The 23,768-nt window shown below is 49.8% G+C and carries 19 protein-coding genes and 1 pseudogene; 15 read left to right on the top strand and 5 right to left on the bottom strand.

Annotated elements, in window-relative coordinates; all coding sequences use genetic code 11:
- Window positions 1-94: 94 nt before the first annotated feature.
- The 9 genes from ccsA to recO all read left to right on the top strand — a co-directional run bounded on the left by ccsA (window position 95) and on the right by recO (window position 10,235).
- Window positions 95-2,692, top strand: coding sequence for a cytochrome c biogenesis protein CcsA (gene ccsA, locus A8O25_RS18200; protein WP_066837929.1), 2,598 nt, complete (start codon window positions 95-97; stop codon window positions 2,690-2,692).
- Window positions 2,693-3,305: 613 nt separating this feature from the next.
- Entirely contained in the window at window positions 3,306-4,118 is an 813-nt protein-coding gene (locus tag A8O25_RS18195) for a Rossmann-like and DUF2520 domain-containing protein (RefSeq protein ID WP_066837925.1), read from the top strand.
- 208 nt (window positions 4,119-4,326) lie between these two features.
- Window positions 4,327-4,656 carry a 2Fe-2S iron-sulfur cluster-binding protein gene (locus A8O25_RS18190; RefSeq protein ID WP_082893747.1) on the top strand — a complete coding sequence of 110 codons (330 nt, stop codon included), beginning with the start codon at window positions 4,327-4,329 and terminating at the stop codon, window positions 4,654-4,656.
- Window positions 4,657-4,759: 103 nt separating this feature from the next.
- On the top strand, window positions 4,760-4,999 hold the full coding sequence (iscX, locus tag A8O25_RS18185) for a Fe-S cluster assembly protein IscX (protein WP_066837922.1): 240 nt from the start codon (window positions 4,760-4,762) through the stop codon (window positions 4,997-4,999).
- Between the two features lie 95 nt (window positions 5,000-5,094).
- Window positions 5,095-5,589, top strand: coding sequence for a KdsC family phosphatase (locus A8O25_RS18180; RefSeq protein ID WP_066837920.1), 495 nt, complete (start codon window positions 5,095-5,097; stop codon window positions 5,587-5,589).
- A gap of 113 nt (window positions 5,590-5,702) precedes the next feature.
- Window positions 5,703-5,897, top strand: coding sequence for a cold-shock protein (locus tag A8O25_RS18175; protein WP_066837916.1), 195 nt, complete (start codon window positions 5,703-5,705; stop codon window positions 5,895-5,897).
- Between the two features lie 113 nt (window positions 5,898-6,010).
- Window positions 6,011-6,856: a geranylgeranylglycerol-phosphate geranylgeranyltransferase gene (locus A8O25_RS18170; protein WP_066837913.1), complete on the top strand. Its 846-nt coding sequence runs from the start codon at window positions 6,011-6,013 to the stop codon at window positions 6,854-6,856.
- Between the two features lie 226 nt (window positions 6,857-7,082).
- Entirely contained in the window at window positions 7,083-9,395 is a 2,313-nt protein-coding gene (gene porZ / locus A8O25_RS18165) for a type IX secretion system anionic LPS delivery protein PorZ (RefSeq protein ID WP_066837910.1), read from the top strand.
- Between the two features lie 129 nt (window positions 9,396-9,524).
- Window positions 9,525-10,235, top strand: coding sequence for a DNA repair protein RecO (gene recO, locus A8O25_RS18160; protein ID WP_066837907.1), 711 nt, complete (start codon window positions 9,525-9,527; stop codon window positions 10,233-10,235).
- 1,004 nt (window positions 10,236-11,239) lie between these two features.
- On the opposite strand, the gene A8O25_RS18155 is transcribed toward recO, so the two are convergent.
- Genes A8O25_RS18155 through A8O25_RS18145 form a run of 3 tightly spaced genes read right to left on the bottom strand, consistent with a single transcriptional unit; the run spans window position 11,240 to window position 13,811 of the window.
- A complete protein-coding gene (locus A8O25_RS18155; protein ID WP_082893744.1) occupies window positions 11,240-11,767 on the bottom strand; it encodes an FKBP-type peptidyl-prolyl cis-trans isomerase in 528 nt (175 codons plus the stop codon).
- A gap of 10 nt (window positions 11,768-11,777) precedes the next feature.
- A complete protein-coding gene (locus A8O25_RS18150; RefSeq protein ID WP_066837901.1) occupies window positions 11,778-12,767 on the bottom strand; it encodes an FKBP-type peptidyl-prolyl cis-trans isomerase in 990 nt (329 codons plus the stop codon).
- Window positions 12,768-12,800: 33 nt separating this feature from the next.
- Entirely contained in the window at window positions 12,801-13,811 is a 1,011-nt protein-coding gene (locus A8O25_RS18145) for a DHH family phosphoesterase (protein ID WP_066837898.1), read from the bottom strand.
- A gap of 192 nt (window positions 13,812-14,003) precedes the next feature.
- On the opposite strand from A8O25_RS18145, the gene A8O25_RS18140 reads away from it, so the two are divergent.
- From A8O25_RS18140 to A8O25_RS18120, 5 genes are all read left to right on the top strand, one after another.
- Window positions 14,004-14,423 (top strand): nucleoside-diphosphate kinase, encoded by a 420-nt coding sequence (locus A8O25_RS18140; RefSeq protein WP_066837896.1) that lies wholly within the window; start codon window positions 14,004-14,006, stop codon window positions 14,421-14,423.
- Window positions 14,424-14,595: 172 nt separating this feature from the next.
- Entirely contained in the window at window positions 14,596-15,513 is a 918-nt protein-coding gene (locus tag A8O25_RS18135) for a hypothetical protein (protein ID WP_153042821.1), read from the top strand.
- Between the two features lie 144 nt (window positions 15,514-15,657).
- The gene (locus A8O25_RS18130; protein ID WP_066837892.1) at window positions 15,658-16,638 is read left to right on the top strand and encodes a hypothetical protein; all 981 of its coding nucleotides are present in this window, start codon (window positions 15,658-15,660) and stop codon (window positions 16,636-16,638) included.
- Window positions 16,625-17,593 carry a TonB family protein gene (locus A8O25_RS18125; RefSeq protein ID WP_082893743.1) on the top strand — a complete coding sequence of 323 codons (969 nt, stop codon included), beginning with the start codon at window positions 16,625-16,627 and terminating at the stop codon, window positions 17,591-17,593. Before A8O25_RS18130 ends, A8O25_RS18125 begins: the two co-directional genes overlap by 14 nt.
- 80 nt (window positions 17,594-17,673) lie before the next feature.
- Window positions 17,674-18,639 carry a TonB family protein gene (locus A8O25_RS18120; protein ID WP_161947790.1) on the top strand — a complete coding sequence of 322 codons (966 nt, stop codon included), beginning with the start codon at window positions 17,674-17,676 and terminating at the stop codon, window positions 18,637-18,639.
- A gap of 91 nt (window positions 18,640-18,730) precedes the next feature.
- On the opposite strand, the gene A8O25_RS18115 is transcribed toward A8O25_RS18120, so the two are convergent.
- Window positions 18,731-19,789, bottom strand: a complete 1,059-nt coding sequence (locus A8O25_RS18115; protein ID WP_066837883.1) for a lysylphosphatidylglycerol synthase transmembrane domain-containing protein — start codon at window positions 19,787-19,789, stop codon at window positions 18,731-18,733.
- Window positions 19,773-20,548 (bottom strand): annotated as a pseudogene (locus A8O25_RS18110) (segregation and condensation protein A). The gene A8O25_RS18115 and the pseudogene A8O25_RS18110 overlap by 17 nt, the downstream one beginning before the upstream one ends.
- Window positions 20,549-21,759: 1,211 nt before the next feature.
- Here A8O25_RS18110 and dxs point away from each other — a divergent pair.
- Complete coding sequence (dxs, locus tag A8O25_RS18100; protein WP_066837877.1) at window positions 21,760-23,676, top strand: 1-deoxy-D-xylulose-5-phosphate synthase; 1,917 nt, start codon at window positions 21,760-21,762, stop codon at window positions 23,674-23,676.
- Window positions 23,677-23,768: the final 92 nt, after the last annotated feature.

Raw genomic sequence — 23,768 nt, 5'->3', positions numbered from 1 at the left:
TCAACATTTTTCTTGAATAATAAACAGAGTGGAACGTTTTGGTTTTGGGTGATCTGACTCAGAACTCAAGACTCAGGACTCAAGACTATTACAAATGGTTAATACTTTGATAGGTGATTTAGGTCACTACAGTGTGATTCTCGCCTTTGTGGCGGCGCTGGTATCCTCCCTGGCGTATTTCTTCTCTACCAACGCGGCTGAGCTTTCAGCAGAGCATGCCTCCTGGCGCAAGTTGGCCCGTGGCGCCTTCTATGTGCACGTGCTGGCGGTATTGGGCATTGTGTTCTGCCTTTTCAATATTATTTACGAGCACCGGTATGAGTACCATTACGCGTGGAGCCACTCGTCTAACCACCTGCCGGTGCATTACATGATTTCCTGTTTCTGGGAGGGCCAGGAGGGGTCATTCCTGCTCTGGATTTTCTGGCACGCACTGCTGGGGCTGGTGCTGATCCGGTTTGGGAAGAAGTGGGAAGGGCCTGTGATGGCGGTTTTCTCGTTTGTGCAGCTGTTCCTGACGTCTATGATCCTGGGCGTGGTGATTGGTGACCTGAAAATTGGTTCCTCTCCGTTCATTCTCATGCGTGACTTCATGACAGAGGCGCCCGTGTTCCAGATGGACCCCAACTTTGTTCCCAAAGACGGTACCGGTCTGAACCCGCTCCTGCAGAACTACTGGATGGTGATTCACCCGCCGGTGCTGTTCTTAGGCTTTGCCGCTACCCTGGTGCCGTTTGCATTTGCCATGGCTGGCCTTTGGCGCAAAGACTTCTCTTCCTGGACCAAGCCTGCCTTGCCTTGGGCGCTGTTTGCCGCCGTGGTCCTGGGTATTGGAATTATGATGGGGGCCTACTGGGCCTATGAAACCCTGAACTTTGGCGGCTACTGGAACTGGGACCCCGTGGAGAACGCGGTATATATACCATGGCTGGTGCTGGTGGGGGCTATTCACACGCTGTTGGCCTACCGCAAGAGCAGAACCGCGCTGCGGGCTACGTTTATCCTGTTCATCACATCGTTCCTGTTAGTCTTGTACGCTACTTTCTTAACGCGTAGCGGTATCTTAGGAAATGCCTCTGTCCACTCGTTTACAGACCTTGGCCTTTCTGGCCAGCTGTTCACTTATTTGGCGGCATTCCTGGTGCTCTCAATAGGTTTATTGATGTACCGTTGGAAGAAAATCCCGGCTACAGACAAAGAGATTGCTACGTATTCTGGGGAGTTCTGGGTGTTCATTGGCGCCGCTGTATTGTGTCTGGGAGCCTTCCAGGTGCTGTTTACCACCTCCATCCCAGTGTACAACTCATTCATGGGCTTCATTGGCGTGAAAACCAACGTGGCCCTGCCCGCAGACCAGATTCAGCACTACACCAACGCGCAGCTGTGGCTGGGTGTGGCCATTGCCATTCTGTCTGGTACGGGGCAGCTGCTTTGGTGGCGCAAGCAGAACGCCGGTGAGAAGCTGTCTCAGGTGTTCATGCTGCCGTTGATGCTCACGTTCCTGTTCACCAGCCTGATCCTGCTTCTGGGCAAGCTTGGGGTACTGGATAGAATTGACACGCCTAAATACATTGTGTTGCTGATCACCGCGCTTTACGCCATCTTCAGCAACCTGTCTATTGTGTTTGGGGTGCTCAGAAAGCGGGTTTCCATTGCCGGTGGTGCGGTGGCACACATTGGGGTGGCGCTCATGCTGCTAGGGATTCTGTTCTCAGCGGGCTACTCTAACATCATCTCCAAAAACATGTCAGGCATGGTGTATGCCCGTGAATTTGGTGACGAAATCAACCGGGACAATGTGCTGCTCTGGAGAAACGCCCCCACAGACATGGGCCCGTATACGGTAACTTACAAGGGGCAGTATCTGGAAGTAGAAGGCCTGCCGGAGTACGTAAACAAGCAGCAGCTTTTCAGGATCGCAGATGAATTCAAAGCCATTGCCCGCGGTCCGCTAAAAGACGGGGACAAAGTGGTGTACACAGCCGGTGACACCGTGAATATCTATCCGGAGAACACGTATTACCAGGTAGAATATAAGAACCGCGAGACCAAGGAAGCCTTCTTGTTATACCCACGGGCACAGGTAAACCCTGAAATGGGGCTGTTGGCCTCACCAGATATCAAGATGTTTGGCACCAAAGACCTCTACACCCACGTATCTACCATCCCAGACCCGGAAGAGGAGAAAGAGTGGAGCGAGCTGAAGGAGTACAAGGTCAAAATGGGCGACACCATCTTTGTGAATGATTACGTGGCGGTGCTGCACGGCATTGAGCCAGCCAAAGACACCCTGCTGCTGAACCTGGGGCCAAATGATGTGGCGGTGCAGGCAGACATGCAGGTGTTGGGCGAGAAACGCACCTACCACGCGCACCCCATCTATGCCATCAGAGACAAGATGGTGGGGCGCGTACCAGAAGAAATTGAGGACCTGGGGCTCCGTATCATGCTCATGAACATTGACCCTGAAAACGGCGAGTTTACCATTGGCGTGAATACCACCCAGAAAGACTACATCATTCTGAAAGCCATGGAGAAACCGTTCATCAGCATTCTCTGGATTGGTACCTTGGTGATGAGCCTCGGGTTTGTGATGGCCATAGTGCGGCATTACAAAGACGGAAAAAATAATCCTGTGTCAACGCTAACCGGAAAAGGAGCCGCCGTTAAACGCGAGAAACAGTTGGTTTAACCTTTCTTCTAAGTTTATAAAACAAGGCCTCGGAGGTTTACTTCCGGGGTCTTTTTTGTGCCTTCCGTTTTTGGCCTGTTTTGGGCAAAACAGCTCAAAAACGCAAAAGCGGCATTCCCTCTCCCGGGGGGGAGGGCTAGGGAGCAATACTGGCTATGAAACAAGGGCAGTTGGCGCAGACGCACGTAGGAGCTGCGCACGCTACGAGGTCTTTGAGGAGTTGATGAGGATGGATTGCTAAAATTTGAATTTGGAAATAGAACTGGCGCGAGACTGAAGTCTCGTGACTTGGGATGAAGCGAGTCTCCAGACTTGCCGGGAACCACAAGGAGATAAACGGGTGTCTGGAGACTCCGCCCATCCATCGGCATGAGTCTGGAGACCCGTGCCAAGTGTAAATTGTGGAGAAAGGCTTGCTTATGTATATCAGCACCTACAACTTGAACAGCATTTTCCCTCATCCTACCCTTCTCCCAGGGGGAGAAGGAACTCCGCAGATGCGTTTATGAGCTGTTTTGGCTAAAACAGGCCGAAAACGCAACTTCCATCTCAACTAAAGCCAAGAGGCCGCAGAAGCTGTTATCTTAGCGCCGTTTCAAATTCAGGATTAAGCATGAAAATAGGCATTATTGGCGCAGGGAACGTGGCCACGCATCTGGTAAAGGGGCTGGTAAAGGCTGGTGAAGAGGTGACGGTGGTGTACAGCCGTACCTTGGGCTCTGCCCAGGAACTGACACAGGCTCTTCCTTCGGCGGCAGCCACAGATTCCCTGGATTTCCTGAGCGCGGCTCCCGCCGATGTCTATTTGATAGCGGTGCCTGACCAGGCGGTTCAGCCAGTCTTGCAACAAGCCGTTTTTCCGCCGGAGGCGCTGGTGGCGCATACGTCAGGTACGTTGCCGCGGGAGGCGCTCAGCACTTTAACAGGTGTAGAGACGGGTGTTTTTTACCCGCTGCAGACGTTCAGTAAGGAGAAGGAGGTAGATTGGGCGCGAATTCCCATCTGTGTGGAGGCTTCTTGTGACGCAGCAGAAAACCAATTGCTGAACCTGGGGCGGGCTCTGAGCCAGCAGGTGGTGAAAATGGCCGGGGCAGAGAGAAAGCAACTGCATGTGGCAGCAGTGTTTGCGTGTAATTTCACCAACCATCTGTGGGGGGTGGCGCAGGAAATTTTGCAGAAGGCGGCGCTGCCGGTAACCCTGCTGCAGCCATTGGTGCAGGAAACTATGCACAAGGCGTTTCAATTCAACCCTTTTGAGGTGCAGACCGGGCCGGCCCAGCGCGGGGACCAGGACACCCTGGAGGCCCATCTGCGTTTGCTGGCGCAGACGCCGCAGTACCAGCAGCTTTACCAGGCCCTCACCGCCAGTATTCAAACTACAGCTGGCCAGAAAGCAGATGCGGGCAAGGCGGTGGGTAACCCTTAGCCGCCGCCGCAGTAAAGTAGGAGTAAGCGTGTTTTTTCTGTTTTGGGGCTGTTTTTCAGAAAACAGCCCCAAAACGGCAAAGCTGGTGCGGGAGAAGGCGATGGTTTGGGTGTCTGATTGGGTCCTGTTTCCCGGTTCCCTTAGGGAAACCGGCTGTTTTGATTAGGGCGCGGCTATGCCTACCTTTGCACCTTTAAAGAATACTGACATGAAAGTTGTTACTATTACATATAAGTTTGTAGACGGCAAGCCAGATGAGACCCATTTGGGGGCAGAGGGCGAGTCAGTGCTGGACGTGGCCCTGAACAATGGCATACAGCTGCAGCACAACTGCGGCGGGGTGTGCGGCTGCAGTACGTGCCATGTCTACGTAGAAAGCGGCATGGATGACCTGCCCGAGATCTCAGATGCCGAGGAGGATTTCATTGACCGTGCCGTGAACCCCAGAATCAACTCGCGCCTGGCCTGCCAGTGCGTGGTGCAGGGAGGCCAGGATCTGGTCATCACTATTCCCAAGCAGGACTTCCTGGGGCATTAATCTGTAGTGGTTAGGCATTGGAGGTTCGTGATTTGTTTTTCAGGCGAAGGAACTCCCCCCAGCACTACCAACAAACAACTATCAACTATTAACGAAAGAGAATATGAGTAATCTATATGAACCCCCTATGAAGTGGAGCGACCATGAAGACATTGCCATGGCGCTGTATGAAAAGTTTGGGGATGAGTTTGGCGAAAGCAAAATCTACCGCATCCGGTTCACTGACCTGATGGAGTGGGTCTTATCCCTGCCAAATTTTGAAGGTACCCGTGAGCAGGCCAATGAGGGGCATCTGGAGCAGATTCAGGCCAAGTGGGTGTATGAGTGGCGCGATAACCAATAATAAACATCACGTTTAAATTCCTGTTTTCAGCCTGTTTTTCAGAAAACAGGCCAGAAACAGGAATTTTTTCTTTCCATTCCTTCGGAAGCATACCTATGCAAGCACTTCCAGACTTCAGAAACATCACCACCTTTATCTTTGACGTGGACGGCGTCATGACAGACGGCACCCTGCTGTGCTTCTCAACGGGTGAGCAGGCGCGGGCTTTTAACATCAAAGACGGGTACGCCATCAGGCATGCGCTTAAAAAAGGCTACCGGGTGGCCATTATCTCTGGCCGTAACGAGCCGGGGGTGCGCAAGCGCCTGGAGTCACTTGACATCAAAGACATCTACCTGGGTGCAGAAGACAAGCTGGATGTGTTCCAGAACTACCTGTACTACCACGGCATTGACCCGGAGGCGGTGCTCTACATGGGTGATGACATGCCAGACCTGGAGGTGATGCAGCACTGCGGCATCTCTGCCTGTCCCGCAGACGCCGCCATAGACATCTGTGACATCAGTCAGTACGTGGCCACCGCAGAGGGCGGAAAGGGTGCCGTGCGCGAGGTCATTGAAATGGTGATGAAACTGCAAAAACGCTGGTAGCGTGGTTAAAACCGTATTTATACTTGTTTTTTAATTATTGTAAAGAAAGTTTGCTTTTTGGATAATAATCATATATTTACAGAATCATTCACTATTTCATTTTTTAAATTTTTATGAAAACAGGAACTGTTAAATTCTTCAACGAAGGCAAAGGCTATGGCTTTATCACAGAAGAAGGCACCAATGAGGATTTCTTCGTACACATTACAGGCCTCAATGGTATCCAGATCCAACAGCACGACAAAGTAGAGTTCGACACCAAAGAAGGTAAAAAAGGCATCAACGCGGTTAACGTGAAGAAAATCTAACACCTTTACGCATCATACTCATTTTGTAAACTCATCTAAAAGCCCCTGCCACAGGGGCTTTTTTCGTTTTGTGCGGGACAACGCGTAACTTTAAGTTCAACCGCGCTCAGCTTGTGAAGAACTTTCTCTCCCTCATCCGGTTTCCTAATCTAGTGATCATGCTGCTGGCCCAGCTGCTGGTGCGCCAGTATCTGGTTTTTCCGGAGCGTACGTGGGATCAGGCAATTTCCTGGCCGTTTCTGGTCTTACTGGTGGCTACCCTGTGCGTGGCAGCGGCGGGCTATATCATCAATGACTACTATGACCTGAAGATAGACCGCATTAACAAGCCAGACCGTATTGTGGTAGGCAAGGGGCTTTCCCGCAGAAAGGCCATGATGATACACCTCTATCTATCGGCGGCAGGTGTATTCCTGGGTATTTTACTGGGCGTGCGGGTGGGCGTGGTCATGTTTGGGGCGGCAATGTTGTTGTGGGGCTACTCTGCCCAGTTCAAGAAACGCCCCTTTCTGGGCAACGCCACCATTGCGCTGCTGTCGGCGGCCATGGTGCTGGTGGTGCCGCTGCAGGCAGACAAGGCCACGCTGGCGGTGTGGGCGTACGGGGTGTTTTCTTTTCTGATATCCTTGATACGTGAGATCATCAAAGATATGGAAGACGTGCAGGGAGACGCCTCCTTCCGGTGCCGTACCCTCCCTATTGTGCTGGGAATCCCAAAAACAAAGTGGGTGCTCTACCTGCTGCTGGCAATATTTCTGCTGTTTACGCTTTATGTAATCACAGAGCGCTGGCACGAACCTCTGTTTGCCATGTATTTGTTTGTGGGGGTGGTGTTGCCAACGGTGGTGTTGTTGAGACAGCTGTATTATGCAGACCGGAAGCGGGAGTTCACGCAACTGAGCTGGCTCTGCAAAGGGATTATGGTAACCGGTATCTGTTCTATGTTGGTACTGCATTAGCGCTTAATAAGCTTTTGGAGGGGCAGGCAAAAATTTGCCGCGAAAGGTGCTTCTGCAGCACTTTGGGGCAGCATAGCCGCGCTGTGGCGGGAGAAAAGGACAAAGGCAGGTTTTGCCCCTTGCCAGTTTGCCGCGCATAAGACAAATGTAACTACGCCTTTTGCCGTTTCTGGCTTGGTTTTTAAAAAGTAGATCTAAAACGCAGAGGCTCTCTGTATCTTTGCCTATGATGGCTACCTCTTTTTCAAGATTCGTCTTTACGCTCGCCTGCCTGTTGGGGAGCTTCTGGGCGGTTGCCCAGTCAACCGGGCTGCCGTTAGGCGGCTGGCAAGTGCATGTGCCTCATAACAGGGCCAAGGCCATCGCTGAAACCCCCAATGCCATATATTGTGCCACTGAAGATGGTTTTTTCAGGCTGGTCAAAGCAGGCAACGCCTTACAGGTGCTTTCCAGGAATGACGGCTTCAGTGATGTGAACCTGAGCACGGTTAAATATGATTCAGTAACCGCTACGTTGATAGTGGCTTATGAGAACACCAACCTGGATCTGGTCAGAGAAGGCAGGGTGGTGAACCTGACCGAGCTTCTCAGAAAATCAATGCCCGGGGTGAAGGTGATTCACCACCTGTCTACCCATGAGAAGAAAGCCTATTTGGCAACCTCTTTCGGACTGGTGGTGCTGGATCTGGTGAAACTGGAGATCAAAGACACCTACAGCAATCTGGGCGAGCAGGGGGAGCTGGTAGAAGTGTTCTCTTCTGCGGTGCTCAATGACAGCCTGTACATCACCACCTCCAGGGGCATCATGGGGGCAAGGCTTTCCAGTACCAATCTATTGGACTATAAAAGCTGGCGGAGGTTTGGCCCGGCACAGGGGCTGCCCTCTGGTGTGGGGGCGAATGGCAGCAAGACTATAGCCGCCTTGGGCGGAAGTGTCTACGTGGGCGTGAATGAAAGAGGCGTTTACCGGTTTAACGGCGTGGTTTGGGGCAAAGCCTCCTTTTCAACCTCAGACAACCAATTCCAGTCAATGGAGTCAAACGGCCGCAGGTTGGTCATTGCCAGTACCCGTGAGGTGGTTGAGGTGACTGCCGCAGGGCAGGTCACGGTGAAGGCTGACCCATTGCTTCAGGATCTTCGCATGGCCATTCCGGCCAGGGAGGGCGGCCAATGGGCGGCCAGTTACCAGAATGGGTTGGTACGTGTTTCAGCCAGTGCCATAGAAGCTTTTATGCCCAACGGTCCGGCTTATGTAGAGGTGTTTGGGGTCTATGCTGAGCCAACTGCCTTTACCGTATTGGGCGGCGGGTACAGCCAGGCTTACTTGCAGCGCGGCTCTATGACCGGCTTTTATCAGTTGCAGAACGGGCAGTGGAAAAATTACAGCGGAAACATCTCGCAACAGATTCCAAGGAACCTGCGGGATCTGGTGGCCGCCATCAGAAACCCCGTTACGGGCAAATTCTATATTGCCGCCTACGGCCTGGGGCTGCTGGAGTGGAACGGCGATGAGGTGACGCTGTACAACAATGCCAACAGCCCGCTGCTTAGTTCCCTCTACCCCCAAGACCGTGAGTATATAAGAGTTACCGGGCTGGCGGTTGACCCGGCCGGGAGCCTGTGGTTAGTCAACCGGAACCAGCAGCCTAACAGCCCCGGTATTTTTGAGCTAAAACCTGACGGCACCTGGACCGCTCACACCTTAAGAGGCTTTGGGTTGGGCAGTAACCTGGATAAGATTCTGGTAGATGACATGGGGTATAAGTGGGTAACCACCAGTACCAACGCCAGCGGTGCCGGGTTAGTGGTGTATGATGATGTTACCGGAGACTACAAGTATATTGGTTCCGGAGGGACCGGTGGTTTGCCAAGTGCGCAGGTGTTTAGCCTGGCCCTGGACCAGAACGGTGACGTCTGGGTGGGGACCGGCAACGGGGTAGCGGTGTTTACCAGTTCAGCAGATCTTTTTACGGCCGCCTACGCAGGCGCTTATCTGCCAATTTATGAACGTAGACCGCTGCTGCAGGGGCAGATCATCAGGAGCATAGCCGTTGATGGCGGTAACCGCAAATGGATAGGCACTGATACAGGGCTGTGGCTGTTCAACGAGACAGGGGAGGAGCTTATCTCTAACTTTACTACCAGGAACAGCCCCTTGCCGTCAGACAAAATCATTGGTATTTCCATTAACCATGCCACCGGTGAGGTGCTGGTGGGTACTGAAGGTGGGGTTGCCATTTACCGCGGAACCGCCACTAAGACAGAAACCCTGAAAGACAACTGTTTACAGGTGTTCCCCAATCCTGTGCGGATAGGTTTTACGGGAAGTATTGGTATTTCTGGCGTACCAGATAATGGTTGGGTAAAGATCACAGACATAGCGGGCGTGCTGGTCTATGAGGGAAAGCCTGCGGGCGGGACTTTCGCCTGGAATGGCTTGGATTACAAGGGCAGAAAAGCAAAACCGGGCGTCTACCTGGTCATGGCTGCCTCATCAGATGGCGGCCAAACCTGTGTGACCAAGGTGGTGATTCAATAGCTCCTGCCGTTGGCTTGGTGTAAGTCTGTATCCTTCCTGTGGCAAGGCTATTCCCGCTATACCTCTCAGAGTGCCTGAGGGCTAACATGCTCCTGGCCGTTACGTATTGGTTTTATTACCCCAAATACTATGCTGGTAAAGACCAGGGGCATTGTCCTGAATTATATAAAGTACCGTGAATCCTCCATTATTGTGCGCATCTATACTGAGGAGCTGGGGCTGCAAAGCTACATTGTGAATAGCGTGCGTAAGAAGGGGACTGCTTCCCGTATTGCTTTGTTTCAGCCGTTCACGTTGTTAGATATGGTGGTCTATCCCTCTGCGCGCGGCGGACTTACCCGTATTTCAGAATACAAATGCAGCCATCCTTTCAGGTCGGTGGCCTTTGACATTAGAAAGAGCAGTGTTTTGTTGTTTCTTTCTGAGATAGTGGCTAAAACAGTGCAGGAAGAGGAAGTGAACCGGCCGCTGTTTTCATTTCTGCACGAGTCTATCCTGGCTTTTGATGAGGCTGGGCAAGGCTTTGAGAATTTTCACATTGTCTTCTTGCTGCAGTTGGCCGGTTATCTGGGGTTTGGGGTGTCCTCTGCCGAAGATATGATTAGCCAGGTTGCCTTTGATGCGGGCGGGGCGAAGTTATTGGGGGCAAATGTGATGCAGCTTCAGCAACTGGAACCCTACCTGCAGGAGGTGCTGCAACAAGGGCTGCAAGCCCATATCCAGAACGGAAGGGTACGGAGGGAGCTCCTGTACCTGCTGGTGCGGTACTTTCAGTTGCATGTTGACCAACTAGGGGATATCAAATCACTGCCGGTGCTTTCTGAAGTTTTGAGTGATTGACCTCACCACTCTCAACTCACCAACGTATGGCAGGGTAGAGTTGGGAGCCTGGTAACTCTTGCAGGAGGTACTGGCGTAAGCATGGGCCTGAGGCTTCATAAGTGGGGCTCGGTTTCCGTTTTTGACCTGTTTTTGGGAAAGTAGGCCTAAAACAGCAATACTGGCGGGTGTGTGTACGCCTGTATAAGAATAACTTTCCTGTTCAGACTGAAATACTGAATACTGGGGAAGAAACCCGTACCGCTACTTTTACTGTCTCCCAAGCAGGTTCCTGTGAGCAAGCCAGAAAATCTTTTTTTGGTTTCTTGAACGTTCGCTGCTATTCACCAGAACCTTGCCAGAACATTAACCCTAGATTGTTAAGGGTGTCTAGTTTTTTTTAGTGAAGCTGATTTGCGTATTTTCCATTTTCTATAGCTATAGATCATGAGTGGCCCTGGTATGGCGCAAGCATGCGCTTATGCCTGCGTTTTGGGGCTACTTTCCCAAAAACAGCCCGGAACCAGAGGCTTTTTTACCCTGAAGCACCGGCGCACGCTGGCGCCATTTCTCAAATAAAAACGCTAAGCAGCTGAATTGAGGGAATTTCTAACGGATAGATATCCCTTCTGTTTTTGGCCTGTTTTTAGAAAAACAAGCCAAAAACAGAAGCCTGATATCCTTGAACACCTTCTTGAGGTGGTTTCTCCTCGCTTACACTAGTATTGGGGCAGATAGCCTTCCCCCATTCTGTCCTCCCAAAGGAGCTTCGGGAACAGGGGCGAGCTAAGAAAGCGGGTGTCTCCTGCCAAGTTTGCCTGCTCCCAGACCCGTTCTGGATGACAGGGAAATATACCTCCCCCTACATATGCTTTCTTGCTTATAAGGTGGCGTAGCGCATGGCTGGTGCCAACTAAGAAATATGATAGAAGCCCCTGGCCTGCGGGAAAAAGCTGGGTAGTGCCTCCTTGCCTGGTGTAAAACGAAAGAGGTGCCTTGTACGGGCACCTCTTTCGTAAAGCATTTTAAAGGATGTCAAGAAGGTAAATCTCAAACATGATAGGGGTATTGCCTGGGATCTTGCCGTTGCCCAGCAGGCCATAAGCCAAGTGGGAGGGAATCCAGAGCCGGGCCTTCTCGCCTTTCCGCATCATAGGGATGCCCTCAGTCCAGCCCTTGATTAATCTTGTGTCTAGCACAAAAGTCTGAGGCTCATGAGGCGGAGATGCATAGGTTGACTCAAAAATGACACTGTTCTGTATGAACTTCCCAGTGTAATGTACCTTGATCTTGTTTCCCAGTACAGGACGGGCGCCGTCTCCCGCCTCTATCACTTTGTAGTATAGACCTGATGCTGTTTTAACGGTATCAGTGATGCCATTGGTCTTCAGATAACTCTGAATAAGTTCATCATCAAGCTTGGCTTGAGCGGCTGCATCAAAGTTGGCATAAGGATCATAGGGATCCTTGTCATTACATGAGGCGAAGGCAAGAACAAAGCAAATGCTTAGCATCCATTGCCAAAGTAATCCTTTTCTAACTAACGGCTGCATACCTAAAAAATTACATACCTGGCTGAGCACCAGGCATGGCTGGTTGACCGGCAGGCATGTCTTTGATGTCTACCAATTCAATGTCAAAACGCAGGATAGAGTTGGCGGGTAAATCTGCGCCACGGGCCATGGAGCCATATCCCTGTGGTGAAGGAATCAACAGAACACCTTTGCTGCCTTTGTTGAACTGCTTGATTCCATCTTCCCAGCCTTTGATCACCTGACCCTGACCAAGTGGGAATTCAATGGGGTTGCCGCCGTTAGACTTGGCAGAGGAGTCAAATTCTTTTCCGTTCAGCAGGGTGCCTTTGTATTGCACGCTTACCACTTTGCCATCTGCTGCGTTAGCGCCGGTCCCTGGCTGGGTGATCACATAGTAAACGCCAGAGGCTGTCTTTTTAGCATCCAGTTTGTTTTCTTTGATATACTCCTGAATCTTCTTGTCATCCAGAGGGCCTTGTTTGGCGGCACGTGCCTCCAGCTCTTTCTGCTGGCGCTCCATCATTTTAGGATAGTCGGCCATGGCTTCCTGCTCTGTCTGCAGGTTGATGGACTTTACGAAGAAGGTCAGGAAGCTGCCTTTCTCAATGAACGGGGGAAGGGGGCTCTTGAATGTTTTAGCGAAGAGGGAATCTGCATTGATTTTGAATACCGCGCTGTCGCCTTTGTCCAGCATCAGGAACGCTTCTTCAATGCTGCCTTTGTTAGGAGACTCCACCAGTTTGATCTGGATGGGCATGGCGTTGTCTTTGGAGTTGAAAAGCACAGAGTCTTTGCTGTTGCGGTACTCCATCTCAAAGCTCATCACCTTGCCTAACTTAGTAGAGTCTACCTTGGTGAATTCTTTGGCTTCATATTTACCGTCTTTGTTCTGGGAATAGAGCTTATACTCCAGTCCAGAAGGAGTCTTGGCAAATTTGTCCTCGCCTAAGTTCTTGCAAGAAGAGGCAAATAAAGCTGTTGCCAGAACAGGCAACAGGTAAAAAGATTTCTTAAACATCGGTTTTAATTTAAATATAGCGTCTTAAAGGGTTTAGTTTACTAGTTGCTCTTTGTACAGGGGTAAAAGGCTCACAAACTTTTCAACGGTTTCGTTCAGTGACACATAAGATATGCCGCCTGCGGCATTCTTGTGACCGCCGCCGCTAAAATGGTTGCGGGCAAACTCATTGACTGAAATGTCTCCCACTGACCGGAAAGAGATCTTCACCGCCTCTGAGCGGTCTACAAACAGGGCGGCAAACCGTACGCCTTCAATAGAAAGCGCAAAGTTCACTAGCCCCTCTGTGTCACCTGTCTGTGAGTTATAGGCCTTCAGCTCCTCGGCGGTCACCGCAATATAGGCGGTGTTGTATTCCCGCACCACCTGAAGCTTGTCTTTCAGGACATAGCCCAGAAACCGGAGGCGGGTCTCAGAGTAGCTGTCATAGATGTTGCGGTGTACTTTGCAGATGTCAACCCCCGTATGAATAAGATCTGCAATGATCATGTGTACATTGCGGGTGGTGCTGGCATGCCTGAAAGAGCCGGTGTCCGTCATGATGCCGGCGTACAGGCACTCGCCAATGGCAACATCAATCAGAGACTCGTCTCCCAGGTCTCGTATCACTTCAAACACTATTTCAGCTGTAGCGGCTGCGTTGGTGTCTGAGAACATGATGTCTGCAAAATCCTCTGGCTGCAGGTGGTGGTCAATGAGAACTTTGGTGCCGGTTGCCTGGGCAATATACCGGCCCAGCTCGTTGATGCGGCTGAGCGCACTGAAGTCCAGGCAGAAAATCACCTCGGCCTCTTTGATGACGGCCTGGGCCTGCGCATCTGTCTTGGAACTATACACCAGCACATCTTCATTGCCGCTCATCCAGTTCAGGAAAGAAGGGTAATCTGAAGGGGTAATGACTTGAACCTGGTGCCCTTTCTTTTTAAGGTATCCGGCCAAGCCTAAAGACGAACCCAACGCATCAGCATCTGGCTTGTGGTGCGTGGTGATCATAATCTTCTTAGGAGTTTCAAGAAGCTCCTGTAGCGCGTTGATTTGCTGCATTGTCTACTCTCCGTCCACCCAGAAAAAGGGTAGATACAAGATGCAAAATTCAAAAGAAATAAGGTACAAACCAAATAAAATCAAGCACCTGTCTGTGGCATGAGTATTTTTCAGGAACTAGGTGGATTTTGCACATAAGTCTGCTAATTTTGCACACATTAACTATACTTTTATTCCCTAACGAAGAAGAAAATGGCTGGAAACATAACATTCACCATGATTAAACCAGATGCCGTACAAGACAACCACATTGGCGGTATCACCAAAATGATGGAAGAGGCAGGCTTTAGAGTAGTGGCCATGAAGAAAACCCGTCTCACTGAGGAGCGTGCCGGCAAGTTCTATGAGGTGCACAAGGAGCGCCCTTTCTACGGTGACCTGGTGAACTACATGAGCTCTGGCCCTATTGTAGCCATGATCCTGGAGAAAGAGAACGCCGTGGTAGACTTCCGTAAACTGATTGGCGCCACCAACCCCGCCCAGGCGGAAGAGGGAACCATCAGAAAGATCTATGCCAAATCAATGGAAGCCAACGCTGTACACGGGTCTGACTCAGACGAGAACGCCCAGATTGAAGGTGACTTCTTCTTCTCTGCCGACGAGCGTTTCTAAGCTGTTTTTAACAAAATAAGGCAAAACCGCCTGGCCGTAAGGCCAGGCGGTTTTTTGTTTGGGGGAAATCTGCGGCTATTGAGAGTTTGAAAAAATGGACGTACCTTATGGCCTATAGTCATAGAGAATAAACGAAAGAGAGTTGGGTCCAGGTGTTACATTGACATTAAAAGTGGTGGTAAGACTTACTTTGCTTTGGTTGTTGTTCTTTGCTCCGGTCTGTTTTTCGGTAGGTCAATCTTTGGTGCACACTACTTTCTCTTACAACACAACACTAATTGGGCATAAACTTCCTGAAAAAGTAAAAGCAATGCGTGTGTTGGTCAGTAACATTGGCTTGATGAAAATGCGGCCTTTTGTTTTAGAAAAAGAAGTGTTTTATGACGAACAGGCAAGGGTGATTCAGGAGCACTCCTATGTTCATGAAGAATCACTGTTTGGGAGTTTTAACTACCAAACCTCCCAAGAATATAAATATGACGAGGAGGGGAGATTGAAAAAACTTATTAAAAACTACAAGAACGGGCTTTACAAAGATGAGGTAGAATATGAATACAGTGAAGAAGGGGAGGTTCACCGCGTATTGCTCTATCAGCCAGACGGAACAGTAAAGACTATAAAGAGAGAAGAAGGTGCCAGGCTTTTCATGAGGAGGAAAGATCCGCCACTTCAGAAGCTATTACTTTATGATTCCATGCAGCGTTTTGATTACGCCAAGAAAGTGCTGTCTGACCTATATCCCATTGCCCCCAATACCATCAATTATGCTGTCATTGCTAATGGTTATGTCATAAGAACGGTCAATCCTGAGGGCCTTTTACTCGCTGAGCGACGAATGCTCTTCAATGAAAATAAGCAGGTTGCCCAAGTGGTGAATTCAAATAGCGGGTATAACAATGTGACTATCACAGAATATGCGTATGACTCTGCCGGAAATGAAATAGAGCAAACTGTGATGGATGGAAAGCGAAAGCTCCTCATCAAGTACAGCCATATTTACAATGAAAAGGGGCATTTGATAGAGATCAGGTGGAGTTATAAGAGGGGTAAGCCGGTTAAGATTATCAGATATGAATATGACTTCTATTAAAGAAAATACCCTTACAGGTTAGCGTACCCCATTGGTGTGCTGTGAAGTTATTTAGTAAATGGAACAAAAGCCTTTTGCCCTTGTTGGTGAGAGCACCAACAAGGGCGGGAATTTAATTTGAAAAATAAAATATAAGTAGAGAATATGGTGATTAGAGCTGTTAAGCTGCTATTTGTTATTGAAGTGGTATGTAAGAGCATTGTTTTAGGGCAAACCCCTGACTTCTTTACTGTATGGGAACTCGATAGTCCTCCTACTCCTATTCTAACGCAAGTTAAAACTATCAAGAAATATGTTAGTTTGCCCGGGGTTATAAAATTGCGTCCAAAAGAGCTTGTGTTAGTAGCAGATTATGATGCAAAAGGGAGACTAATAAACGATGTTAGTTATTTGTATAGTGAATCTATCTTTGGGAAAGATACAACCATTGTTAAACAAGAATATGTTTATTTTAATGATTCAAATAATGTTTGGATTTATAAGAAGCACCAGAAGAAAATAGTAGATAGGCGACATTACAATAGATCAGAAGGTGCTGAATTTGATAAGAACGGTAAAAGGGTTAACTTTTTATTTTTTAACAGTGCAGGTGGAGTAGATACAGTTTCTATAGATAAGCTTCAGGATTCAGTTATGCAGGCTAATTCCTATCATAGATATAGAAATGACTCCCAGCAGGCACTTGATGCCTTAGATCCAAAAAATGTAGAAAATGATTCTTTGGCAGGCAGGCCAATAAGTCCAGTCAGAAATTCTGCTAGGTGGGTAATTTCTGAAATGCCTCCAAGTAATATTATTTATGAACCTACTTTAGAAGGGTATGTTTTAAAGGAGGTTTCAAACAGTGGGCAGGTGCTTGCTGAGCAAAGAGTAAAACTCAATGAAAACTTTCAGCCACTTCAAATTATTAACGCCCTTAATAGCCAAAACAGAGTAAATATTTATGATTACTTGTATGATGCGGAAGGGAGAATGATAAAATTGATTATCAAAAATAAGAGGGGGAAATTAGTTAAACAGTATGAGTGTATTTATAATAATACTGGGTATTTACTGAAAACTATTTTACAAGGAAGAAAAGATAAGATATTGAATGAAACAATTTACGAGTATGAGCTATATTGAATTAGCGTGTTTTTCTATTAATACCCTAAAAATTAAATGTTTGCTCTTACTATTGGTGTTGCCTTTTAGCCTCTTTGGCCAAACAACCCAGTATATAGAGGAGATACATACTTCTCGTGTCAAACAAGACAGCGTATTTCAATACGATGAAAAGTCTCCTCTTGCCCCTGAGGCGAAGGCAACCTTTAACGGACTGGCCTACTTTCCCATAGATGAGGCTTACAGGGTAAAAGCAAAATTCGTCCCAACACCACAAGAAGGCATATTTCAGATGCCTACCACTACTGACCACCTGCCCGACTATAAGAAATACGGCGAGCTGCACTTCCAGCTGCAGGGGCAACCATTAAAGCTTAGCGTATACCAAAACCAGGAGCTGATCAAGCAGCCCAAGTACCATACGTACCTGTTCATTCCGTTCACAGATGCCACCACCGGGCAGGAAACCTATGCTACCGGCCGGTACTTAGACTTTTCAATTCCCCATAGCCAAGACAGCGTATGGCTGGATTTCAACAAAGCCTATAATCCCTATTGCGCCTACGGCGATGGATACTCCTGCCCAATTCCCCCCAAAGAGAACAGGCTCCCCGTGCGCATTGAAGCAGGCGTGAAGACTTATGAAAAGCAGAAGCTTGAGGCAGCAGGGGGCATGCAAAAGCAAGAATCTATAGCTGAGTTTCCCGGCGGGCTTGCCGCATTGCTGAAGTTCATGAATTCTCAATTTGTAATGCCTCCCTTAGCTCGAAAAGCCGGAGTTAACGGCACTGTTGAGTTTTCTTTTGTGGTGAACCAAGATGGCTCGTTAGATGAGTTTCAAATCACCAAGCCTCTACGGGCAGACGTAGATGTGGCAGTGTTGCATGCGGCCAGGCAAATGCCAAAATGGAAGCCAGCCATGCAAAATGGGAAGCCGGTGAGGTTTAAATATACCATGCCCTTTAGAATAAAGTGAAAGGGCAAGCTGAAATAGTTAGAACTGTTTTATGTCTGTCAGAGATGCTTTCTGAGACACGAAGCCCTGTTTTTATAAAGATGCCAAAGCTGATTGGTTTTGATAAAGCAAGATTGGTTTCTTGTTTTCTTTTGCTTTTTGGGTTGGGTTGTCTTCAAGAACTGAAAGCACAGTCTCTTTGGGAGTACCAGCAAGAGGTGTTTGCTTTTAGAAGTAAGCAAGACAGTAGCCTATTGCATGGAACCCATTCGCCCCTTTTATCAGAGGATAAGAAGAACTACGCAGGCCTCACCTACTTCACCATCAACCCCGCTTTTAAAGTGAGCGCCACTTGGGTTAGTGACAAAGAGAGAAGCAAAAGCCAACTAATCGCCGATGAAGCGTCAGGGTTAATTAAATTCGGAGAAGTGCATTTCCAGCTACATGGGGAGCCTTTTAAATTAGGTGTTTTCAAACAGGCAGAGAAACAGAAGGGACTTCTTTACCAAGATTCCTTGATTATTCCCTTCTATGATGGCACCTCAGGGGGAGAAACAGCGGTTGTTGGCCGTTTCTTAAACGTGGCGGCACCGCAAGAAGGTGATGCCAGTCTCTGGCTTGATTTCAACAAGGCGTATAATCAACCGTGTGTTTATAATATGGCGTACACATGCGTTACTACACCAGAGGAAAATACAGTACCAATCCTGATTGAAGCTGGAGAAAAGACGTTTCTGAAACCAAAGGATAAGGGCACACTGCCTGTGGAGGTAATGCCTGAGTTTCCAGGGGGTACATTTGCCATGTTTACATATATGGCTAAGAAGTTCAAAATGCCTAAAGACGTGTCTAAATCCCAAGGGGTTAATGGCGCTGTAGTAGTGTCTTTTATAATTACAACCGAGGGAAAAGTAACTGATGTGGAAATAGTGAGGCCGCTTTACCCAAGTATTGATGCCGAGGTGATAAGAGTAATACAGAAAATGCCTAGATGGAAGCCAGGAACTGTTAACAACGTGCCGGCTGCCGTGAAATACACTATACCTTACAGAATTGTGATAAAATAACGGCTGTACGTCTCAAGAAGAAAACTTGTGTGGTTACTGATACATTTCTGTTTCTGGGCTGTTTTCCTGAAAACAGCCCAGAAACAGAATCTTACTCCTCCTCATCCTGTGGGTGCTCACCAAATACGCGTAACACCCAGCGCGGCAGGAAGAACGAGCCCAGAATGAGGTACAGATAATATGTCACCACGCGGTACAGCAAAATAATCACCGTGGTGAACCGGCCCAGAAACTGCCCGAAGAACGTAGGGAAAGCCACTTCGGCAATACCGGCGCCACCTGGGGTGACCGCCACCAGCAGCACTATCTTATAGACCATGTTGCGCGAGAAGATGAGTACGTGGTCATGAAAACTGATGTCAGTAAACGCAGCAATGAGGCAGTTAATCACAAAGTAGCGCGCCGTCCAGACGAAGGCAGTAGAAAGTGCGGCGTTGGCCCAGTAGCTGAACGTGCTGCCTTTCAACTGCTGTGAGGCCCACACCAGCTCGTTTCCGTTTTTATAGGCGCCGGGTCTCCAGCGGCGCGTGAACCGGAAAGATGTGGCCCGCAGGAACAGCCGTTTCACCGCCGTAGGGTTGATTAAGAGCCCGTAAGCCATTAAAAAGGCATAGAACGCAATGAGCAGGTAACTGATCACAAAGGCAATCTCCAGGCTTCGGGTCACCGAAAACTCCATGGCACTGACTTCCGGGAAAATATCTCCGGCGGTGATCAAAAAGACCAGCGGCACGGCAATAATGAAGTAGAGGTTGTCCAGCATGGCGGTCACCATTACGTAGGCCAATGATTTGCCCAGGCTAATGCCTTCTTTGTTCAGGATAAACGCCGCCACCGTAGAGCCGCCCACCACAGAAGGCATCACGCAGGAGGCAAACTCCCAAAGCATGATCACGTCAATGCTCTTGCGCCAGCTCAGGAATTTCTCTGTCACGTACCGAATGCGGTAAATGTACCCGAAGTCCCGCACCAGAAGCACCACAAACGTCATCACCAGCCAGAACGGCTTGGCGTTGTAGAGCGGCGAAAAGTCCATTTCGGCGCTGTCACGGTAGAACATGTACCCAATCGCCGCCAGGCCAATCACCACCGGAATGAGAATGCGCTGCGGGGTGAAGTACGAGAGGAGTTTCTTACGATTCAGATCCATGGTCTATGACAGTCAGGTGCTGGGTTTCAGAATAGGGCACAATGCGGAAGTTATTGAACCCGTCGGCAATCTCCAAGCCAATCTCGTTGAGCTGGAGTAAGTCTAAGATGGCCAGGAAGTTAAAGATCAGGCCAATTTTGTCTGGGAACGCCTCCACCAGTTCAGAGAAATTGACCGCGCCCTGCGTGCCCACGCGCCTCTTGATGTAGTTGCGCTGCTGGTCAATGGTGTAGGGGTACGTATAAACGGTGTGCTTGGGCCGGTTCTGCTCGTCCTCGTACCGCTGCATGGCCTTGTGAAAGCTCTGCATGAGGTGGAACAGGCTCAGGTCTTTGAGCTCATACTCCAGCTGTGCCTGGCGGCAATCTTGCTCAGCTCTGCATCTGTGTTGCCGCGCTGCTCCTGCTGCAGGCGCACATCTTCCAGCAAACTCAGGTCACCCAAGACCTCTTTATACCGCTTGTACTCCAGCAGGTGCTGCACCAGTTCCAGGCGCGGGTCAATCTCATTGCCTTCCTCGTCTTTCTCAAAGCGGGGCAGCAGCATTTTGGCCTTGATGCGCATGAGCGTGGCCGCCGTGAGAATAAACTCGCTTGCCACCTCCATGTTCATGGTCTCCAGTTGCCTGATGTAGCCAACAAAGTCATTGGTGATGGTAGAGATGGGAATGTCATGAATATCCAGCTCGTCGCGCTCAATAAAGAAAAGCAACAGGTCAAACGGGCCCTCAAAGAGCGGCAGCTTTATTTCGAAACTCACGTGTGGCGTACGGCAATGGTTTGAAAGTCAAAAATACGCATTTGAAACGCCACTCGCCAATGAATCCGCACTGCGGTTTCTGTTTTCGGCCTGTTTTCCGGAAAACAGGCTAAAAACAGAAAATTGTTCCTGGTTAATTGCTGGTTGGTTAGGGGTTGGGAAAGACTTTATAGAAGCTCTGCTCTTCCTGATTTTAGGTGTCTGGGGATTCGTAATCCCCGTTTTATGGCCTGTATAGGGATTACAAATCCTTGGTTAGGTAGTTCGGGATTTCAAATCCCAAACAGCAGAAATATTCCTTAACTATGGCGCGGAAGTTACTTCCGTGACTTTCATCTTTTAAACTGTCGCAAGTTTGAGCATAGCGGCAACTTGTGACTAACCATAGAGCCAGTTTTCAACTGGTGTATTCCATTATCAGAAACCGTGTTTCCCCAGTTGAAAACTGGCTGCCATTTCTCCTCCAAGTTACTGCTGCGCTCAAACTTGAAGGAAAACAATATGCCCTCTGCTCTCCCGGATTTGCAATCCCGGCATGGTGGGTTTGAGGTTGCAAACCCCGACCAGCAGGAGAAACTCCATTTAAAAAGCTCCTTCTACTTCTAAGTTCACCAATCTAATGACGGTATCTGATTGTCCCCCTTTGAAGGGGGTAGGGGGATGATAAAGGCAGTTGAAGAACCATTAACTTCTACTATAGAGAAATGAAAAATTGATTCTCGGAAATGCGTAGTTCTGCACGAGTAACTCTGCACGAGCCATCATCCCCCTACCCGCTTCAAAGGGGGACGGAATGCGTGCAAAAATAGCTGACGTTTAGAGGAAGTCCTCGGTTGGGCAATCCTTAAAGGGAGGGAAGCCTGGTTGAATTTTAAGACATGCCCTGCTCAAAAAGACCTCGTAGCGTCCGGAGGACCTGCGAGCGTCTGCGCCAATAGCCACCGCTGCCCCTCACCCTAGCCCTCTCCCCGGGGGAGAGGGAATTATGCTGTTGCGTTTTCGGCCTGTTTTCAGAAAAACAGGTCTAAAACGCAATACAACCCACCCAAAATAAGTTACTCCAAAGCACCTGTTATTTCCGCTGGGCGGAAGTGGCGTTTACACTAAGAAAAAATCTGTAATTTTACCGTTTGTCTGGATGCGACAACGTATAAGTGAAAACTTTGCACGCGTTTTGCTGTTGCATACCTATCCACCCAACCCGCACACCTATGATGATTGAACCCGGAGAACTGCTGGCCAAAATCAACTCGCCAGCCGATTTGCGCCAACTGCCTGAAGACCAGTTGCTGCAGGTATGCCAGGAATTACGCCAATTCATCATTGACAACGTGTCTATCTACGGCGGGCACTTCGGGGCGAGCCTGGGGGTGGTGGAGATGACCGTGGCCTTGCACTACGTGTTCAACACGCCCTATGACCAGCTGGTCTGGGACGTGGGGCACCAAGCCTACGGGCACAAAATCCTGACCGGAAGAAGAGACCAGTTCCACACCAACCGCAAACTCAATGGCCTTTCGGGTTTCCCCAAGCGGAAAGAAAGCGAGTATGACGCCTTTGGCGTGGGCCACTCCAGCACGTCTATTTCGGCGGCGCTGGGCATGGCCGTGGCCTCCCAATACAAGAAAGAGTTTGACCGCCACCACATTGCCGTGATTGGCGACGGCTCCATGACGGCGGGCATGGCCTTTGAGGCCCTGAACCACGGCGGCGCCACTGACGCTGACCTGCTGGTGGTGCTCAATGACAACTGCATGAGCATTGACCCCAACGTGGGCGCGCTCAAAGAATACCTCACTGACATTACCACGTCCCGCACCTACAACAAAGTGCGTGACGAGATCTGGAACATTCTGGGCAAGATCAGCAAGTTTGGGCCTAACGCCCAGCAGATTGCCTCTAAAGTGGAGAGCGGCATCAAAGCCACGCTCCTGAAGCAGAGCAACCTGTTTGAGAGCTTGAAGTTCCGCTACTTCGGGCCTATTGACGGGCATGACGTGAACCATCTGGCCAGCGTGCTGAAAGACCTGAAAAAAATTCCGGGGCCTAAGATTCTGCACTGCGTGACCGTGAAAGGCAAGGGCTTTGCCCTGGCTGAGAAAGAGCAGACCAAATGGCACGCGCCCGGCCTGTTTGACAAAGTCACCGGTGAGATCTACAAAGTACACCACACCACGCCGCAGCCGCCCAAGTACCAGGACGTGTTTGGCCACACGCTGCTGGAAATGGCCGAGCAGAACCCTAAAATCTTTGGCGTAACCCCTGCCATGCCCAGCGGCTCCAGCATGAACATCATGATGAAGGCCATGCCAGACCGCGCCCTGGATGTGGGCATTGCCGAGCAGCACGCCGTGACGTTTTCGGCGGGATTGGCTACGCAGGGTTTGGTGCCGTTCTGCAACATCTACTCCAGCTTTATGCAGCGGGCGTATGACCAGGTGGTGCATGACGTGTGCCTCCAGAACCTGCACGTGGTGTTTACCCTGGACCGTGCCGGTTTTGCCGGTGCCGATGGCCAGACCCACCACGGGAACTATGACATTGCCTATATGCGCTGCGTGCCCAACATGGTGGTTTCTTCGCCCATGAACGAGCAGGAGTTGCGCAACCTCATGTACACCGCCAGCCAGGACGGTATGGGGCCGTTCACCATACGCTACCCGCGCGGCGAAGGCGTGATGCCCGAGTGGCGCACCCCGCTGGAGCTGATTGAAGTGGGCAAAGGCCGTACCGTGCAGGAAGGCGAAGAAGTAGCCATTCTCACCATTGGGCACATTGGCAACTACGCCGTTGAGGTTTGTAAGAACTTGAAGCTGGACGGGCTGCGTCCGGGGCATTATGACATGCGCTTCGCCAAACCGCTAGACGAGCAGCTGCTGCACCACATCTTCCAGAAGTATGACAAAGTGGTGACCGTAGAAGACGGTTGCCTGCAAGGCGGGTTCGGGAGTGCGGTGCTGGAGTTTATGGTGGATCACGGTTACCACGCCCACGTGAAGCGCCTGGGTATTCCAGATACTATTGTAGAGCACGGTTCCCAACTGGAGCTGCACCGCCTCTGCGGCTTTGACCCAGACGCTATTGAGCGCACCGTGCGCGAACTGATAGATGTACACGTACGGGTGTAGCTTTCACGTAAGCGTAAGTGAACAGACCTCACAGGTTTTCAAAACCTGTGAGGTCTTTCTGTTTTCGGGCTGTTTTGGCCAAAACAGCCAAA

It is taken from the genome of Rufibacter ruber (assembly GCF_001647275.1).
In the GTDB taxonomy this organism is placed as follows: Bacteria; Bacteroidota; Bacteroidia; order Cytophagales; family Hymenobacteraceae; genus Nibribacter; species Nibribacter ruber_C.
This window is presented reverse-complemented; position numbering and strand designations above follow the sequence as displayed.